Raw genomic sequence first — 16,568 nt, forward strand, 5'->3', positions numbered from 1 at the left:
GAGCGTGGGAGAACTCGGAGTTCGGTAAGTTTGGCTCGGCCCAGAACGCCGGCATGCGCTGCCCTCACCCTTTCAGGCAGCACTTCACACCGGCTCAGGATGAGGAAGGTCTACGATTGAAACCCAGCTTATCGGGCTGGAACAATACCGGTTTCGATGAAGGAAACAACTTCATCCTGGCTTGGAGAACCGGCACGTCCACCAAAGCGCGCGCATTTGATGGCGGCAGCGGCATTGGCAAAGCGGATGATGTCAGTCATCTCCTTGCCCTCAACAAGACCATGTGCAAAAGCACCGTGGAAAACGTCGCCCGCAGCAAGCGTATCCACCGCATCGACTTTGAAACCCGCCACATGGGAAACAGGCTTGCCAGCACCTTCCGCCCAATAGCAGCCATCTGCGCCAGCCGTGACAGATGTGAAAACATCATAGCGATTGCTGAGAATACGGACACATTCACGCAAGTCCGCCGTACCCGTGACGCTGATTGCGGCAGGCTCCGATGCAACAATATGAGTTGCAAGCGGCAGCAGCGTTTCCAGCAATTCGACGGGTGCTGTATCGGCATCCAGAATGGCCGGAATACCTGCATCGCGCGCAGCACGAAGTGCTGTTTCAGCAGCCCATGGCCAGCGCACATCGGTCATAACAGCCGCATAGGTTCCCGCTGCAATCGGCGGCACCGGATCAGCCGGACTTGCAAGCCTGCGATCATAAAACGGCACGATGATGCGTTCGCCATTCGCATCGACGAGGATCGAAGAAAATGCCGTGCGTGCGCCTTCCAGCCGCCGGATATAAGCGCAATCGATGCCTTCGGCTGAAAGCTCTGCGACGGCGCGGTCGCCCACTGAATCAATCCCCGCAGAAGCCCAGAGCGCCACGTTGCCGCCAAGCCGGGCGATCGCAGCGGCTGCACTTGAAGCCATGCCAGCTGCGATCTCGACGGCTTCACGCGGTAGATATTTGCCTGCCGCGAGTGGGAGTTCATCAAGGCGGAGAATGGTGTCCATGGTGAGGGCACCAACGCAGAGAATTTTGGAAGTCATGATTAGGAAATGAGACCTTCCGAGCGAAGCGTCGTCCAGAATTCGTGCGGAATCGACTGCTCGAACCAGACGACATTCTGCCTGATCTGTTCTGGCGAACGCACACCGATCAGAATGGAGCTGACGGCCTCATGCATCATCGGGAACTGCATAGCGGCAGCGGCGAGCGGCACATGATACGCATCGCAAATATCATGCAAGCGATTGGTGCGAGCAATGATTTCAGCAGGCGCGTCGGCATAATCGAACTTCTGTTCGCCGCCGCGTGGCGCGGCCAGAATGCCGGAGTTGAACACACCAGCAATCACCAGCGCCATGCCACGCTTTTGCGCCAGCGGCAGGAATTCTTTTTCCGACACCTGATCGAGCAGCGAATAACGCCCGGCCAACAGCGAGCAATCAAGATCAGCCTCTTCAAGCGCATCGCGAATGACCTGCCATTCGTTCACACCAAGACCGAACCCCTTGATATTGCCTGCCCCGCGCAATTCGGTCAGCGCACGGAAACCACCGCCCTTGGTCAGCGCGTTCCAGTGAAACTCGTGTCTGTCGGCATGGGTCACGCGGCCAATGTCGTGAACATAGAGAAGATCAATTTCCGGAAAGCCCAGACGCTGCTGACTGTCATCGAAGCTGCGCATCACACCGTCATAGCTGTAATCAAAAACCTCACGGAAATTGAGGCCATTATGCCAGCCCGAATCGAGTGGATTCTTTGGCGGCGCTGGCGGCAAAGTGCGACCAGCGCGCTCATTGGTCATCAGGCGTCCGACCTTGGTGGAGACAACCGAACGTTCGCTTTTTTCGCGCAGCATATCGCCAAGCAAATGTTCGCAACGGCCATAGCCATACATTGGAGCACTATCGAAATAGCGAATACCGCTGTCCCAACCGGCTTCCAGCAACGCGTCTGCGTCAGCACGCGAAACAGGCGCATAAAGCCCGCCCAAAGGTGCTGTTCCCAGACCAAGCGCGGTTACCGTCAGACCAGTACGGCCAAGCGTCCGCTTCTCGGATGCCTTCAGATGCATGGGTATCTCCTCAATCACAGCACGCAACGTGCCGTACTCCATTTTCAGCGCGCCTAATCCAAAAACTGCTTCGCACTTTTTGGGACGCGCTGCCTCTTCCCGCGATTGATAGGAGCAAGTTTGCCGAAGCGCAATCGGAAAAGCATACACATGCAAACAGCATATTCATGCACAAATAGATCATTTACCTGGACATCAAAGCAGAACAAGGCAGCGATTCTGCATTTAATATCAATAGGATAATTCACCAACCCCGACCACTATCCCGTAAAGGCCTTAATCATCACCCGCTTGACAATGCCGATTTCCCGTCGATATTAGTATGATGTCAGACCAATTTTAGAACCAATAAGGGGATGCGGCCTGACGTCATTCGAACTGCCGCATAACTGAAAAATGAAAACTCAGAGCAATGCGGCAAATTCCGATGCACGAAGCCAGTGGGAGATGGCGGAATGAAAGATCGCAGGCTGCTGCAGATTGCACCACTACCGCCGATGGATCGCGCCCGGCAGGTAACGGATGCGCTCGCAACCTATATCCAGACCGCTCAGCTTCAGGCCGGAGATCGCCTTCCCGCCGAACGTGAATTGATGACCGCGCTGGCCGTGGGGCGCTCCACCATTCGCGAAGCAATCCGACACTTTCAGGCGCTGGGTGTGATCGAAGCCCGCAAAGGCAGCGGCACCTATCTGCTAAAGCCCGTTTCGGCAGCAACCATTCATATGCCGCTTTCATTCGATCCTGCGCAATTGCGTGATGCTTTGCTGCAATCGCTTGAAGTACGCCGTGGCATCGAAGCCGAAGCCAGCATGGTCGCCGCCCGCAAACGCACGGCTGAAGACCTCGTCATCATCGAACGCAATCTCAATGAGATGGAGCGTGTTCATATCGCGGACGGCACGTCTGGCCCGGAAGATCTGGCGTTTCACCTGGCCATTTACGACGCGACCCATAATCCGCTTTTCAGACAATTGCTCGAACAGATGCGCGAAGCCTTCTTGCACTTCTGGGATCATCCGTTCGAGCGGATCGACTTCGCGCGGCGAACCTTTCCGTTTCACCGCACGCTCTTTAACGCCATCGTGGCTCAGGACCCTGAAGCCGCTCGGCAGGAAACACTCAAGATCCTCGACATTGTCGAGGAAGACATCAAGGAAATGTCCAAATGACCGACGGGATGGATCCGCTGGATTTCGCAGCGCTTACGGTTGCCCATGATGAAGGCAATGCATACGACGCCGTGGTTCCGCCCATCGTGCAGACTTCGCTTTTCACCTTCCCAAGCTATGACGACATGGTAGCCTCCTATCGCGGCGAAAAGGTTCGCCCGATCTACACGCGCGGCCTGAACCCGACCGTGCGGGCATTTGAAGAAATGCTGGCGAAACTTGAAGGCGGCGAAGACGCGCTGGGGTTTGCCAGCGGCATGGCTGCGATCTCCTCAAGTGTTCTGGCATTTGTTAAGCCGGGTGATCGCATTGTTGCCGTGCGCCATGTCTATCCAGATGCGTTCCGCCTGTTCGGCACCATTATGAAGCGAATGCAGGTGCAGGTAGACTACGTCGATGGCCGCGACGAGGAAGCGGTCGCAAAAGCCCTGCCCGGTGCAAAGCTCTTCTATATGGAAAGCCCGACGAGCTGGGTCATGGAAGCCCATGATGTCGGTGCCTTGGCAACGATTGCCAAGCAGCATGGCGTGTTGAGCATCATCGATAACAGCTGGGCCAGCCCGATCTTCCAGCGCCCGCTGTCGCTTGGCGTTGATCTTGTCGTGCATTCGGCATCGAAATATCTTGGCGGCCATAGCGATGTCGTGGCCGGTGTCGTGACCGGCTCGAAAGAGCTGATCAATGCAATCCGCGCAGAAACATATCCATATCTTGGCGGCAAGCTTTCGCCATTTGATGCGTGGCTTCTGGTGCGTGGTATGCGCACCTTGCCGACGCGCATGAAGGCGCATGAGGCTTCGGCACTGGAAATTGCAAAGCGTCTTCAGGCGCTGGATGTGGTTGAGACCGTCTGCCACCCGGCACTTGCCAATCGTCTGCCTGCGGGCCTCAAGGGTACGTCCGGTCTGTTCTCGGTCATCTTCCGGGAAGGCGTGAACATTCGCGAATTCTGCAATCACCTCGATCTGTTCAAGCTCGGCGTGAGCTGGGGCGGACATGAAAGCCTGATCGTGCCAGGCGAAGTCGTGCTGCAGCAGAAAGCACAGCCAAATTCAGCACATACGTTCGGCATCGACCCGCGCTCCGTGCGCCTGCATGTCGGACTGGAAGGAACGGAAGCGCTGTGGCGGGATATTGAAGGAGCGCTCACAGCATCGACCGAATAACGAAAATCTAGTGAGGAGCAATAAGGGGAACTGCAATGAAAAAACTAATAGCAGCCGCATTCGCAACCATGCTTTTGAGCGGTACGGCACTTGCCGATACCACTCTGAAGCTTGTTGAAGTCATTACCAGCCCGGAGCGTACTAAGACGCTTGAATCCATCGTTGCCAAGTTTGAGGCAGCCAATCCGGGCACCAAGGTCGAGATCATCTCGCTGCCATGGGGCGAATCCTTCCAGAAATTCGCAACCATGGTTTCGGCTGGTGAAATTCCTGACGTCATGGAAATGCCAGACACCTGGGTTTCGCTCTATGCCAATAACGGGATGCTGGAAAGCCTCGAGCCATATCTTGAAAAGTGGGAAACCACACCAGACCTGACCGAGCGCGCGCTTGAACTTGGCCGCAGCGTCAAGAACACAGCCTATACGCTGCCTTACGGCTTCTATCTGAACGCCATGTTCTACAACAAGAAGCTGCTGTCTGAGGCTGGTGTATCCGAGCCACCGAAGACGATGGACGAATTTGTCGAAGCCTCCAAGAAGATTGCCGCTCTTCCCGGCAAGTCCGGGTTCTGTATGCGTGGTGGCCCCGGCGGCCTCAATGGCTGGGTGATTTTTGCTGCATCCATGGCCGGTGACAATAAGTTCTTCAACGAAGACGGCACCTCTACCATGAACAGCGAAGGCTGGAAAAAGGGCATCACCTGGATGGTCGATCTCTACAAGAACGGCCTTGCACCGAAGGACAGCGTCAACTGGGGCTTCAACGAAACCGTCGCCGGTTTCTATAGCGGCACCTGCGCCTTCCTCAACCAAGACCCGGATGCGCTGATCGCCATTGCCGAACGCATGAAGCCGGAAGATTTCGGCGTTGCCATCATGCCAAAGGGCCCGGCTGGCAAGACCTTCCCGACCATCGGCTTTGCCGGCTGGTCGATGATGAGCGGCAGCCAGAACAAGGACCTCTCCTGGAAGCTGATCTCGATGCTTGAAGGCCCGGAAGGCAACATCGAATGGAACAAGCGCACCGGCGCCTTGCCGGTTCTCAAATCCGCTCAGAACGATCCGTTCTATAGCGGCGAGCAGTTCAAGGGCTGGTTCGATGAACTGGCTGACAAGAACGTCGTTCCAACCGTCATGCCGACCTATCTGGAAGAATTTGCATTCTTCAAGGATTCGCTCGTCATCAAGACCTCGCAGGAAGCGCTTCTCGGCGACATCACGCCAGATCAGCTGGCCGACCAATGGGCAGAATATCTGACCAAGGCACAGCAGAAGCACCTTTCAAAGCAATAGCAACATGAACAGCTTGCAGGCGTGGAACAGCCACGCCTGCAAAGCGAATGATGCAGCCCCGCGAAGGGAAAAATGATGAACGACACCGCTTCCATAAAGGCCCCGGTGCGCAACGACGTGCCAAAGCAGGATCGCCGCAGTTTTCTGCAGCGACTTGCGCACGCCTCCGAACCTTATCTCTACAGTGCCCCCGCACTGATCCTCATCGGCGCCGTCATGCTGGTTCCGCTGATCCTCGGCGTCTCCTATGCCTTTCGCGACATTCAGTTGCTCAACCCGTTTTCGGGTGGCTATGTGGGGCTTGATCATTTCCGCGAACTTGCGACCGATCAGGCTTTCTATCGTTCCTTAAAAAATACACTCTGGTGGACCGGTTGCTCGGTGCTGCTGCAATTCGTGTTCGGGCTTATTCTCGCCCTGTTGCTCGACAAGCCATTCGCCGGACGTGGGCTGGCACAGGCGTTGATCTTCCTGCCATGGGCTGTGCCGACTTTCCTCACAGGTCTTAACTTTGCATGGCTTTTTAATCCGGTTATCGGCCCGCTGCCGCATTGGCTACATGCAATCGGTATTCTGAGCGCACCAGACAACATCCTGTCCGACCCTAATCTGGCCATGTGGGGCATCATTACCGCCGGTGTGTGGTGGGGTATTCCGTTCTTTGCCATCACCATGCTGGCCGCCTTGCAGGCTATCCCGCGCGACCTTTATGAAGCAGCAGCGATCGATGGTGCTGGCCCCTTCCAGCGTTTTCTCTCAATCACTCTTCCATACCTTGCGCCAACCATGGCTATCACCATTTTGCTGCGCACCGTCTGGATTGCCAACAGTGCCGATCTGATTGTCGTGATGACCGGCGGCGGTCCTGCCGACCGGACCCAGATCGTCGCCAGCTATATTTTCACGCAGGCCTTCAAACGGCTTGATTTCGGTTATGCCTCGGCGATTGCGATGGTCTTGCTTGTGCTGCTGATGGTCTATTCGATGCTCATCGTGCTGTTGCGCCAGACGCTTCTGAACAAGGATTGAGGCCATGACCAACCGTAAAATCCTCCTTGTTGGCGCGCATCGCATTGCCATTCTGCTATTCGTTCTGTTTGCACTGTTTCCGATTTTCTGGCTGGTGAAGGTTTCCGTCACACCCAATGATCTGCTTTACAGCGAAGGCGTGCGGCTATGGCCATCGCGTATGACGTTCGATCACTTCAGCCATGTGTTGAATAACAGCTCATTTCCGCTGTTTTTCCGCAACAGCCTGATCGTGTCCGGCTCAACTGCCATTATTGTTACGTTGCTGGCATCGCTCTCCGGCTATGCGCTGTCACGTTTCAACTTCCGCGCCAAATACTGGATTGTGGCGCTGATGCTACTGACGCAGATGTTTCCGCTCGTGATGCTGATCGCGCCAATCTACAAGATCATGGCACCGCTCGGTCTCACCAATAGCCTGATCGGCCTCATCATCGTCTATTCGGCATTCAATGTGCCTTTTGCCACCTTCCTGATGCAATCGTTCTTCGACGGCATTCCGAAGGATCTCGAAGAAGCCGCCAAGATCGACGGCGCAACGCAGTTCATGGCTTTCCGCCAGATCATTCTGCCGCTGACTCTGCCCGGTATTGCAGCAACGCTAGGCTTTGTTTTCACCGCAGCGTGGAGCGAGCTTCTGTTCGCGCTGATGCTGATTTCCGGCAATGATTCAGCCACGTTCCCGGTCGGGCTTTTGAGCTTCGTCTCAAAATTCTCGGTCGATTTCGGACAGATGATGGCAGCGGGCGTGCTCGCGCTGATCCCGGCCTGTCTCTTCTTCTTCCTCATTCAACGATATCTCGTGCAGGGCCTCACGGCTGGCGCGGTCAAAGGCTGAAAGGATTTTTCCCTATGGCTTCCATCGATATTCAGTCAGTCCGCAAAAGCTATGGCGAACATGCTGTTCTGCACGGCGTTGATCTTGAGATCAAAGATGGCGAATTCATTGTGCTGGTCGGCCCGTCAGGCTGTGGCAAATCCACCTTGTTGCGCATGATTGCTGGCCTTGAAGACATCACTGCCGGCCAGGTGCAGATCAGTGGCAAGCGCGTCAATGAACTGGCACCCAAAGACCGCGATATTGCGATGGTGTTTCAGTCCTATGCGCTCTACCCGCATATGAGTGTCGCCGACAATATGAGCTACAGTATGCGGCTGCGCAAAACGCCGAAAGAAAAGATTGCAAGCGCCATCAAATCGACCGCCGCCAAGCTCGGCCTTGATCCTTTGCTGGACCGCCGTCCGAAGGCGCTTTCCGGCGGCCAGCGTCAGCGTGTTGCCATGGGCCGCGCAATTGTGCGTCAGCCCAAGGCCTTCCTCTTTGACGAGCCGCTTTCCAACCTCGACGCCCGCCTGCGTGAGCAGATGCGTGCTGAAATCAAGAAGCTGCATGGTGAGCTGAAAGCCACATCCATCTATGTGACACATGACCAGATCGAAGCCATGACTCTGGCCGACCGTATCGTCGCCATGCATGGTGGTGTGGTGCAGCAGGTCGGCTCTCCACTGGAGCTTTATGACCGCCCGGCCAATCTCTTCGTGGCAGGTTTCATCGGTTCACCCGCCATGAATTTTCTCGATGTTACCTATCTTGAAAAGGATGGTGGTCCGCGTCTGAAACTCAAGGACGGCACGCTCATCGCACTGCCGCAGCCGGTAAAACTCAAGGACGGCGCGAACGCCACGCTAGGCATTCGTCCCGAGCATGTGCATATCGAGAATTCAGCAAGCCTGACGGCTGATGTCGATCTGGTCGAGCCGACCGGTTTCGGCATTATCCTGCATCTCAGCCTGCACGGATTGCCGTTCAAGATTTTCACGCTGGATCGCGATGCGCTTCATGCGCAGGGTTCTGTTCAGGTGAGCTTCCCGGCACAGCATCTCCATCTGTTCGATGGCGAAGGAAATCGCGTCGAGAGCGCTTAAACTGCATCCGAAAACCGCGCCTGAATGCTCTGCGAAAGCAGGGCAACGGGGCGGCTTTGATCACCAGCCTTGAGCCAGATCAGTTCTTCAATCTCACTGGAAGCGGCAGGCACCTGTCCTTCTTTCAGGGTGAGATGAAACAGCTCGGCTTCAACTGTGGAATCAAGTTCATTGGCTGCAGGCGCTGACATTTTCGCAGCATAGCTTAACTGGCTTTCGTCAATGCGAATGCCAAGCTCTTCTTCGATCTCGCGGATTAGGGCTATTTCAGGCGCTTCGCCTGCATCAATCTTGCCACCGGGCTGGAAAAAAATCTCGCTGCCGCGCTTGCGCACGAGGAGGAAACGGCCCGCTTCATCACGGACAATGGCTGCTGCAATAAGAATCGTTTTCATGATGACGAAACATCGTCGCGAACGCGCACACCGTCAAGAATGATTGCCGCAATGGAGCGCGCCGTCTGCTCATAAAAATCCGGTTCTTCCGTGCGTTTGCCAAGTATGGCTGCGACCTGAACGGAGAAGTCGGAATAATGCTGCGTCACCGCCCAGATCGTGAAAATCAGGTGATAGGGATCAATCGGCGCAATGCGCTTCTCCTCAATCCAGCGATGAATAACCCGCGCTTTTTCATCGACCAGATCTTTCAGATGGCCTTTCAGAAACTCGGTAATTGCCGGTGCGCCATGCAGAATTTCATTGGCAAACAGCCGCGATGCTTCTGGCCGTTTGGCCGAAAGCTCAAGCTTCTGCGCGATATAGTTTCGCAGCTCTTCAAGCGGATCGCCTTGCGGGTTGATGCTCTCAAACGGGCCAAGCCATTCTGTGAGTGTCTCTTCAAGAACCGTCACATAGATATTCTGCTTGCGCGGAAAATAATAAAGCAGGTTTGGCTTCGACATCCCTGCCTTTTCGGCGATCTGATCGACTGTCGAACCGCGAAAGCCATAGGCGGAAAAGACATCAAGCGCTGCATCCAGAATAAGCCTGCGGTTGATCGCCTGAATGCGCGTCGCACCTTCCGCCTTCTCGTTTGCACCTGCTTCGGCGGGAGCTGTCGCATCTGTGACCATTTAACACCTTCTGACGAAGCAAAATTTCTTAAAACCGCTTGACCGTTGTCGAACGCTCTTCTAGCCTGCATTTTGACCAACTAGTCAAGTTTTTGCAAATACTGCAAGAAGATTGAGGCCAAAGAGCCGGGTCGCGGGAACAACATAACATGCGAAGCGCTGGCAGCAATGCCACAGCTTATGCATGCTTGAAATGTGGAGGCAGAGCATATGGCGCTCAGCAGCAATCCCAGTTTCAGCAATCTCAAGGTCGATGGTGATCGGCTATGGGACAGCTTGATGGATATGGCCAAAATTGGCCCTGGTATTCGTGGCGGCAATAACCGCCAGACGCTGACCGATGAAGACAGCGAAGGCCGCCAGCTTTTCCAGTCGTGGTGTGAAAAAGCCGGATTGTCGATGACCGTCGACACGATGGGCAATATGTTCTTCCTTCGCCCCGGCGAAGATGCGGATGCTGATCCGGTCTATATGGGCAGCCATCTCGACACGCAGCCGACAGGCGGCAAATATGACGGCGTGCTCGGTGTGCTTGGCGGACTTGAAGTCATGCGCACATTGAACGACACCAATATCAAGACAAAGCGCCCTATCGTCGTGGTCAATTGGACCAATGAAGAAGGCACGCGTTTTGCGCCTGCAATGCTCGCTTCCGGCGTTTTCGCCGGTGTGCATGAGCAGGATTGGGCCTATGAACGCACGGACGCCAAAGGCAAGAAATTCATCGATGAGCTGGAGCGTATTGGCTGGAAAGGCGACGTGCCGGTCGGCAAGCGCAAAATCCATTCAATGTTCGAACTCCACATCGAACAAGGCCCGATTCTTGAGATTGAGAACAAGGACATTGGCGTTGTCACCCATGGTCAGGGACTGTGGTGGTTGCAGGTAACATTAACCGGCAAGGAAGCGCATACTGGCTCGACGCCTATGAAGATGCGCAAGAATGCAAGCGTAGGGCTGGGCAAGATGCTGCAGCTCGTCAACGAGATCGCCATGTCGCATCAGCCTGATGCTGTTGGCGGCGTGGGCCATATTGAAGTCTCGCCAAACTCACGCAATGTGCTTCCAGGCCAAATCGTATTCACCGTCGATTTCCGTTCGCCGGATCAAAAAACCCTCGATGCAATGAAAGTGCGATTTGAAACTGAAGCGCCAAAAATCGCTGAAGAACTTGGCATCGGGATTGAAATCGAAGTGGCCGGACATTTCGATCCCGTCACTTTCGACGAGGGCTGCGTCACGGCTATTCGCAATGCAGCCGAACGGCTTGGTTACAGCCATCGCAACATCGTTTCAGGCGCCGGTCACGACGCCTGCTGGATCAATCGTGTAGCGCCTACCGCCATGGTCATGTGTCCATGCGTGGATGGTCTCAGCCACAACGAAGACGAAGATATTTCCAAAGAATGGGCATCGGCTGGCGCTGATGTGCTTCTTCATGCCGTATTGGAGACTGCTGAAATTGTAAGTTAGTTTTCAGCCCATCCAATACTGCTTAATGTTCGAAACAAAACCAAAAAGGGGAACGCGAACATGGTTAGTTCTGGGGCAAGTAAGGTTATCAAAGGCGGCACCGTCATTACGGCAGACCGCACCTTTAAAGCCGACGTTCTCATCGAAGGCGAGAAGATTGTTGCCGTGGGCGATAATCTGACCGGCGATGAAACCATTGATGCTTCTGGCTGTTACATCATGCCCGGCGGCATCGATCCGCATACGCATTTGCAGATGCCCTTCATGGGCACCTATTCATCCGACGATTTCGACACCGGCACCGCCGCAGCGCTTGCAGGCGGCACGACGATGGTTGTGGATTTCGTGCTGCCCGGACCGGAAGGCAATCTGCTCGACGCGTTGCAGGAATGGTTCCAGAAGGCAGGTAAGGCCCGCACCGACTATTCTTTCCATATGGCAATCACCGGCTGGAGCGAACGCGCTTTCAATGAAATGCCGGAAGTGGTGAAACGCGGCATCAACACCTTCAAGCACTTCATGGCCTATAAGGGCGCGTTGATGGTCAATGATGACGAGATGTTCGCATCGTTCCAGCGCTGCGCTGAGCTTGGCGCCATGCCGCTCGTTCATGCGGAAAACGGTGATATCGTTGCGCAATTGCAGGCAAAGCTGCTGGCCGCTGGCAATGACGGACCGGAGGCGCACGCCTATTCACGCCCGCCGGAAGTGGAAGGCGAAGCCACCAACCGAGCCATCATGATTGCCGATCAGGCCGGTGTGCCGCTTTATGTGGTGCACACATCCTGCGAGCAGGCGCATGAAGCAATCCGCCGCGCACGCCAGAAAGGGATGCGCGTTTATGGTGAGCCACTGATCCAGCATTTGACGCTCGATGAAAGTGAATATCACAATCGCGATTGGGATTATGCTGCGCGCCGCGTGATGTCGCCGCCATTCCGCGACAAGGTCAATCAGGATAGTCTCTGGGCAGGTTTAGCTGCAGGCAGTCTGCAATGTGTTGCAACCGATCATTGCGCCTTCACGTCCGAACAAAAGCGCCATGGCATCGGCAACTTCACCAAGATTCCGAATGGTACGGGCGGGCTTGAAGAACGGTTGCCCGTGCTCTGGACGCGTGGCGTTCGCACTGGTCGTCTCACGCCCAATGAGTTCGTGGCTGTCACCTCAACCAATATTGCGAAGATCCTCAACATCTATCCGCGAAAGGGTGCGATCCTACCGGGTGCTGATGCCGATATCATCATCTGGGACCCGGAGGCGACCAAGAAGGTTTCCGCCAAGACGCAGCATTCTTCCATTGATTACAATGTCTTTGAAGGTTTTGAGCTGAAAGGCCTGCCGGTCAAGACATTCTCGCGCGGTCGTCTTGCCTTCGACAAGGGGCATGTGACGGCGCAGCCGGGTGATGGACGTTTTGTTGAACGTGAGCCTAACGGTGCGGTCAACCGGGCCCTGTCGCAGTGGAAAGAAATCGTCGCACCACGCAAAGTGGAACGCAGCGCCGAACATATGCCGATAGGGGTCTGAACCATGGCTCTGGCTCAATTTCGGGAAATGCGCATGAATTCAGAAAACAGCGTTGCCCCGGAAAGGGGCCTGAAGACTGCTGAGACAGTCATCGACATTAAAGACCTGTCGCTGGTGTTTGAAACCAATGACGGTCCGGTTCATGCCCTGTCCGACATCAATCTCGCCATTCAACGTGGCGAGTTTGTTTCTTTCATTGGTCCGTCTGGTTGCGGCAAAACCACCTTGATGCGTGTGGTGGCTGATCTTGAACAGCCCACATCCGGCTCTGTAACCGTTAACGGCAAGACGCCTGAACAGGCGCGGCTTGATCGCTCTTACGGCTATGTCTTTCAGGCGGCGGCACTGTTTCCGTGGCGCACCATTGAAGACAATATCAGCCTGCCGCTGGAAGTGATGGGATATAGCGCGGCCGATCGCAAAGCGCGGATCGAAAAGAACCTTGCACTGGTGAACCTTTCGGGCTTCGGCAAGAAGTTTCCATGGCAGCTTTCCGGTGGAATGCAGCAGCGGGCATCGATTGCCCGTGCGCTGTCATTCGATCCAGATATGCTGCTGATGGACGAGCCGTTCGGCGCACTGGACGAGATCGTTCGCGATCACCTCAACGAACAGCTTCTCAAGCTCTGGGCCGCAACGCAGAAGACTGTCATCTTTGTAACCCACTCGATCCCGGAAGCCGTTTTTCTTTCGACCAAAATTGTCGTCATGAGCCCACGCCCGGGCCGCATTCATGAAATCATCGACTGCGATCTGGGGCCGGATCGAACACTGGATATTCGTGAATCGGAAGCGTTTCTCAAAATCGCCCATCGTGTGCGCGAAGGCCTGCGGCTGGGGCATATCCATGATTAAATCGGGGGGCATGATTAAATCATGGGGCACGACTAAACAGCGCGGGCAACAATCGGGTGAAGGGGGGCCGCAATGACAGCCTTTTTTCGCGACAAATTTATTCCGGTGACGACGGTTCTGCTGGCGATCATCGGGCTTTGGTATCTGCTTGCAGTTTTTCTCAACGCACCGTTTGAGCGCGATCAGGCAGAGCGGGCCGGAACCGAGATTTCTTTCTCGACAATTGCGGCCAATACGATGCATCAGGATCGCCCTGTCCTGCCTGCGCCGCATCAAGTCGCGGAAGAAATCTGGAAAACCGTCTTTGACGTGAAACCAAGCTCCAAGCGCAGCCTTGTCTATCATGGCTGGGTGACGCTCTCATCGACATTGCTCGGTTTTGTGCTGGGATCGGCGCTTGGTGTGTTGCTCGCGGTCGGTATTGTGCATTCGCGCACCCTCGACAAAAGCCTGATGCCGTGGATCATCACCTCGCAGACAATCCCCATCCTCGCTATCGCACCGATGATTATCGTGGTGCTGAATGCGATTGGTATTTCGGGCCTTCTGCCAAAGGCCATCATATCGACCTATCTCTCCTTCTTCCCCGTTGCGGTGGGCATGGTCAAAGGCCTGCGTTCACCAGATGTGATGCATCTTGATCTGATGCGGACTTACAATGCATCGCGCAATCAGTTGTTCTGGAAACTACGCTGGCCTGCGGCTATGCCGTTCCTGTTCACATCGATGCAGATTGCAGTCGCTATCAGTCTGGTGGGGGCTATCGTCGGCGAGTTGCCAACCGGAGCGGTCGCAGGTCTTGGCGCGCGTTTGCTGGCGGGTTCTTATTACGGGCAGACGGTTCAGATATGGGCCGCCCTCATCGCAGCAGCCATCATGGCGGGGCTGCTTGTGGCACTTGTCGGGTTGATCGCACGTATCGTCAACCGACGTATGGGTGCGCGACCAGAAAGGGCAGCTGCATGATGATGAACGTCATAATCATTATCGCGCTGATTGCCGTTTCCTGGGCAATTGTGGGCTGGGTGGCAAGCCTTAAGGCGCGCAACCCACACGCCCAAAAGCTGCTGGACATTGCCGTCCCTGCCCTCTTCGGCATAGCGATGCTTCTCCTTTGGGAAGTTACCGTTCGATTGTTTGCCGTGCCGCAGGTGCTCTTGCCAGCCCCGTCAGTCATATGGGCGCGGATTACGAGTTCGGTTCCGATCCTGTGGGCCGACTTCCAGCAGACCTTCATGAAGGCCGTCATCATCGGCTATATCGCGGGCTGCGGACTGGGTTTCATTACGGCGATCATCGCTGATCGCATACCGTTCCTGCGCAAAGGCCTGCTGCCGCTTGGCAATCTTGCTGCTGCCCTTCCGATTGTCGGCGTGGCTCCCATCATGGTGATGTGGTTTGGCTTCGACTGGCAGTCAAAGGCAGCGGTCGTCATCATCATGACCTTCTTCCCAATGCTCGTGAACACAGTTGCAGGGCTTGCCGCAAGTGGCTCGATGGAACGCGATCTGATGCAGACCTATGGTTCTAACTACTGGCAGACGCTCATCAAGCTGCGCCTGCCAGCGGCCATGCCTTTCATCTTCAATGCGCTCAAGATCAACTCCACATTGGCGCTGATCGGCGCGATTGTGGCCGAGTTTTTCGGCACACCGATTGTCGGCATGGGTTTTCGCATTTCAGCAGAAATCGGGCGCATGAATGTGGACATGGTCTGGGCCGAAATCTTTGTTGCCGCTCTTGCGGGGTCGCTCTCTTATGGGCTGATCGCGCTGATCGAGCGCAGAATGACATTCTGGCACCCTTCTTACAGGAGAGGATAAGCTTGAATATTCGGCATCTGCAAAAATAAGGCAGAGCCCTAACCAGAGGAGAACTGAGATGAAAAAGGCAATTTCTCTATGCCTTGGAACAGCCGGACTGGCACTGGCGCTCATGAGCAGCTCGGCAATGGCAGCTGACAAGCTGACCTTGCAGCTCAAATGGGTGACACAGGGGCAGTTTGCGGGCTACTACGTTGCCAAGGATAAAGGCTTTTATGAAGCCGAAAATCTCGACGTTGAAATCAAGCCGGGTGGCCCGGATGTGGCTCCACCTCAGGTGATCGCCGGTGGTGGTGCTGACGTAGTGGTGGACTGGATGCCGTCTGCGCTCGCCACCCGCGAAAAGGGCGTTCCGCTCGTCAACATCGCGCAGCCATTCAAGAAATCCGGCATGATGCTGACCTGCCGCAAAGACACCAACATCACCAAGCCGGAAGACTTCAAGGGCCGCACGCTTGGCGTTTGGTTTGGCGGCAATGAATATCCCTTCTTGTCGTGGATGAGCCATCTGAAAATCCCGACCGAAGGCGGCAAGGACGGCGTGACCGTGCTCAAGCAGGGCTTTAACGTGGATCCGCTGATCCAGAAGCAGGCCGATTGCATTTCCACCATGACCTATAATGAATATTGGCAGGTGATTGATGCCGGTATTCCGGCGGATCAGCTCGTCGTGTTCCCCTATGAAGAACAAGGCGTCGCCACGCTTGAAGACGGGCTCTACGTGCTCGATAAGAGCCTTGAAGACCCTGCAATGGTCGACAAGCTTGCCCGCTTTGTCCGCGCTTCGATGAAGGGCTGGCAATATGCGTCAGAACATCCTGATGAAGCCGCCGAGATCATTCTCGAAAACGACTCTTCCGGTGCTCAGACACAGGAAGTTCAGGAGCGCATGGTCAAGGAAATCGCCAAGCTGATTGACGGTTCTGACGGCACGCTTGATGTAGCTGCTGCCGACCGCACCGTCGAAACTTTGCTTGGGGGCGGCTCTGATCCTGTCATTACCAAGAAGCCGGAAGGTGCATGGTCCGCAAAGGTAACGGACGCGATGAAAAAGTAATCAAGGCAATTAGAGCGCCGGGCGTCCTATTGGACGCCCAAAGGTCGCTCTGTCTCTTTAAAACCAGAGCATAATTTTACCTTAAACTGA

General features: G+C 55.3%; 16 protein-coding genes. 12 read left to right on the forward strand and 4 right to left on the reverse strand.

What is annotated here, in order from left to right; genetic code table 11:
* Nucleotides 1-128: 128 nt before the first annotated feature.
* Nucleotides 129-1,049, reverse strand: coding sequence for a PfkB family carbohydrate kinase (locus ABWV94_RS04575; protein ID WP_113496008.1), 921 nt, complete (start codon nucleotides 1,047-1,049; stop codon nucleotides 129-131).
* 2 nt (nucleotides 1,050-1,051) lie between these two features.
* Entirely contained in the window at nucleotides 1,052-2,080 is a 1,029-nt protein-coding gene (locus ABWV94_RS04580; protein ID WP_113496009.1) for an aldo/keto reductase, read from the reverse strand.
* A gap of 455 nt (nucleotides 2,081-2,535) precedes the next feature.
* Here ABWV94_RS04580 and ABWV94_RS04585 point away from each other — a divergent pair, with 455 nt between their 5' ends.
* From ABWV94_RS04585 to ABWV94_RS04610, 6 genes are all read left to right on the forward strand, one after another.
* Nucleotides 2,536-3,252, forward strand: coding sequence for a FadR/GntR family transcriptional regulator (locus tag ABWV94_RS04585; RefSeq protein ID WP_113496010.1), 717 nt, complete (start codon nucleotides 2,536-2,538; stop codon nucleotides 3,250-3,252).
* Nucleotides 3,249-4,418 (forward strand): PLP-dependent transferase, encoded by a 1,170-nt coding sequence (locus ABWV94_RS04590; RefSeq protein ID WP_007873461.1) that lies wholly within the window; start codon nucleotides 3,249-3,251, stop codon nucleotides 4,416-4,418. Before ABWV94_RS04585 ends, ABWV94_RS04590 begins: the two co-directional genes overlap by 4 nt.
* Nucleotides 4,419-4,453: 35 nt before the next feature.
* The gene (locus tag ABWV94_RS04595) at nucleotides 4,454-5,713 is read left to right on the forward strand and encodes an ABC transporter substrate-binding protein (RefSeq protein WP_007873459.1); all 1,260 of its coding nucleotides are present in this window, start codon (nucleotides 4,454-4,456) and stop codon (nucleotides 5,711-5,713) included.
* 75 nt (nucleotides 5,714-5,788) lie between these two features.
* Entirely contained in the window at nucleotides 5,789-6,742 is a 954-nt protein-coding gene (locus ABWV94_RS04600) for a carbohydrate ABC transporter permease (RefSeq protein ID WP_113496011.1), read from the forward strand.
* 4 nt (nucleotides 6,743-6,746) lie between these two features.
* Nucleotides 6,747-7,580: a carbohydrate ABC transporter permease gene (locus ABWV94_RS04605; protein ID WP_007873457.1), complete on the forward strand. Its 834-nt coding sequence runs from the start codon at nucleotides 6,747-6,749 to the stop codon at nucleotides 7,578-7,580.
* 14 nt (nucleotides 7,581-7,594) lie between these two features.
* Nucleotides 7,595-8,668 (forward strand): ABC transporter ATP-binding protein, encoded by a 1,074-nt coding sequence (locus ABWV94_RS04610; RefSeq protein ID WP_113496012.1) that lies wholly within the window; start codon nucleotides 7,595-7,597, stop codon nucleotides 8,666-8,668.
* Here ABWV94_RS04610 and ABWV94_RS04615 read toward each other — a convergent pair.
* Both ABWV94_RS04615 and ABWV94_RS04620 read right to left on the reverse strand, forming a co-directional pair.
* A complete protein-coding gene (locus ABWV94_RS04615; protein WP_007873455.1) occupies nucleotides 8,665-9,063 on the reverse strand; it encodes an NUDIX hydrolase in 399 nt (132 codons plus the stop codon). The genes ABWV94_RS04610 and ABWV94_RS04615 overlap by 4 nt on opposite strands.
* Nucleotides 9,060-9,740 carry a TetR family transcriptional regulator C-terminal domain-containing protein gene (locus tag ABWV94_RS04620; protein ID WP_007873454.1) on the reverse strand — a complete coding sequence of 227 codons (681 nt, stop codon included), beginning with the start codon at nucleotides 9,738-9,740 and terminating at the stop codon, nucleotides 9,060-9,062. The genes ABWV94_RS04615 and ABWV94_RS04620 overlap by 4 nt, the downstream gene beginning before the upstream one ends.
* A 210-nt stretch (nucleotides 9,741-9,950) precedes the next feature.
* Between ABWV94_RS04620 and ABWV94_RS04625 the strand changes: the two genes are divergently transcribed.
* The 6 genes from ABWV94_RS04625 (at nucleotide 9,951) to ABWV94_RS04650 (ending at nucleotide 16,478) form a co-directional block, all read left to right on the forward strand.
* Nucleotides 9,951-11,213: a Zn-dependent hydrolase gene (locus ABWV94_RS04625; RefSeq protein ID WP_113496013.1), complete on the forward strand. Its 1,263-nt coding sequence runs from the start codon at nucleotides 9,951-9,953 to the stop codon at nucleotides 11,211-11,213.
* Between the two features lie 60 nt (nucleotides 11,214-11,273).
* Nucleotides 11,274-12,743 (forward strand): dihydropyrimidinase, encoded by a 1,470-nt coding sequence (gene hydA / locus ABWV94_RS04630; RefSeq protein ID WP_064320131.1) that lies wholly within the window; start codon nucleotides 11,274-11,276, stop codon nucleotides 12,741-12,743.
* A 33-nt stretch (nucleotides 12,744-12,776) separates the two neighbouring features.
* A complete protein-coding gene (locus tag ABWV94_RS04635; RefSeq protein ID WP_079211466.1) occupies nucleotides 12,777-13,598 on the forward strand; it encodes an ABC transporter ATP-binding protein in 822 nt (273 codons plus the stop codon).
* Between the two features lie 72 nt (nucleotides 13,599-13,670).
* On the forward strand, nucleotides 13,671-14,564 hold the full coding sequence (locus ABWV94_RS04640; protein ID WP_113487462.1) for an ABC transporter permease: 894 nt from the start codon (nucleotides 13,671-13,673) through the stop codon (nucleotides 14,562-14,564).
* On the forward strand, nucleotides 14,561-15,421 hold the full coding sequence (locus ABWV94_RS04645; protein ID WP_113487461.1) for an ABC transporter permease: 861 nt from the start codon (nucleotides 14,561-14,563) through the stop codon (nucleotides 15,419-15,421). The genes ABWV94_RS04640 and ABWV94_RS04645 overlap by 4 nt, the downstream gene beginning before the upstream one ends.
* A gap of 58 nt (nucleotides 15,422-15,479) precedes the next feature.
* Nucleotides 15,480-16,478 (forward strand): ABC transporter substrate-binding protein, encoded by a 999-nt coding sequence (locus tag ABWV94_RS04650; RefSeq protein WP_007873445.1) that lies wholly within the window; start codon nucleotides 15,480-15,482, stop codon nucleotides 16,476-16,478.
* The last annotated feature ends 90 nt before the right edge of the window (nucleotides 16,479-16,568 follow it).

It is taken from the genome of Brucella sp. NBRC 12953 (assembly GCF_040369775.1).
Lineage (GTDB): Bacteria > Pseudomonadota > Alphaproteobacteria > Rhizobiales > Rhizobiaceae > Brucella > Brucella pseudogrignonensis.

Bases quoted from the DNA above. Each gene is read 5' to 3' on its own strand.
- ABWV94_RS04575 (WP_113496008.1), bottom strand. From the start codon at position 1,049: ATGACTTCCAAAATTCTCTGCGTTGGTGCCCTCACCATGGACACCATT.
- ABWV94_RS04580 (WP_113496009.1), bottom strand. From the start codon at position 2,080: ATGCATCTGAAGGCATCCGAGAAGCGGACGCTTGGCCGTACTGGTCTG.
- ABWV94_RS04585 (WP_113496010.1), top strand. From the start codon at position 2,536: ATGAAAGATCGCAGGCTGCTGCAGATTGCACCACTACCGCCGATGGAT.
- ABWV94_RS04590 (WP_007873461.1), top strand. From the start codon at position 3,249: ATGACCGACGGGATGGATCCGCTGGATTTCGCAGCGCTTACGGTTGCC.
- ABWV94_RS04595 (WP_007873459.1), top strand. From the start codon at position 4,454: ATGAAAAAACTAATAGCAGCCGCATTCGCAACCATGCTTTTGAGCGGT.
- ABWV94_RS04600 (WP_113496011.1), top strand. From the start codon at position 5,789: ATGAACGACACCGCTTCCATAAAGGCCCCGGTGCGCAACGACGTGCCA.
- ABWV94_RS04605 (WP_007873457.1), top strand. From the start codon at position 6,747: ATGACCAACCGTAAAATCCTCCTTGTTGGCGCGCATCGCATTGCCATT.
- ABWV94_RS04610 (WP_113496012.1), top strand. From the start codon at position 7,595: ATGGCTTCCATCGATATTCAGTCAGTCCGCAAAAGCTATGGCGAACAT.
- ABWV94_RS04615 (WP_007873455.1), bottom strand. From the start codon at position 9,063: ATGAAAACGATTCTTATTGCAGCAGCCATTGTCCGTGATGAAGCGGGC.
- ABWV94_RS04620 (WP_007873454.1), bottom strand. From the start codon at position 9,740: ATGGTCACAGATGCGACAGCTCCCGCCGAAGCAGGTGCAAACGAGAAG.
- ABWV94_RS04625 (WP_113496013.1), top strand. From the start codon at position 9,951: ATGGCGCTCAGCAGCAATCCCAGTTTCAGCAATCTCAAGGTCGATGGT.
- hydA (WP_064320131.1), top strand. From the start codon at position 11,274: ATGGTTAGTTCTGGGGCAAGTAAGGTTATCAAAGGCGGCACCGTCATT.
- ABWV94_RS04635 (WP_079211466.1), top strand. From the start codon at position 12,777: ATGAATTCAGAAAACAGCGTTGCCCCGGAAAGGGGCCTGAAGACTGCT.
- ABWV94_RS04640 (WP_113487462.1), top strand. From the start codon at position 13,671: ATGACAGCCTTTTTTCGCGACAAATTTATTCCGGTGACGACGGTTCTG.
- ABWV94_RS04645 (WP_113487461.1), top strand. From the start codon at position 14,561: ATGATGATGAACGTCATAATCATTATCGCGCTGATTGCCGTTTCCTGG.
- ABWV94_RS04650 (WP_007873445.1), top strand. From the start codon at position 15,480: ATGAAAAAGGCAATTTCTCTATGCCTTGGAACAGCCGGACTGGCACTG.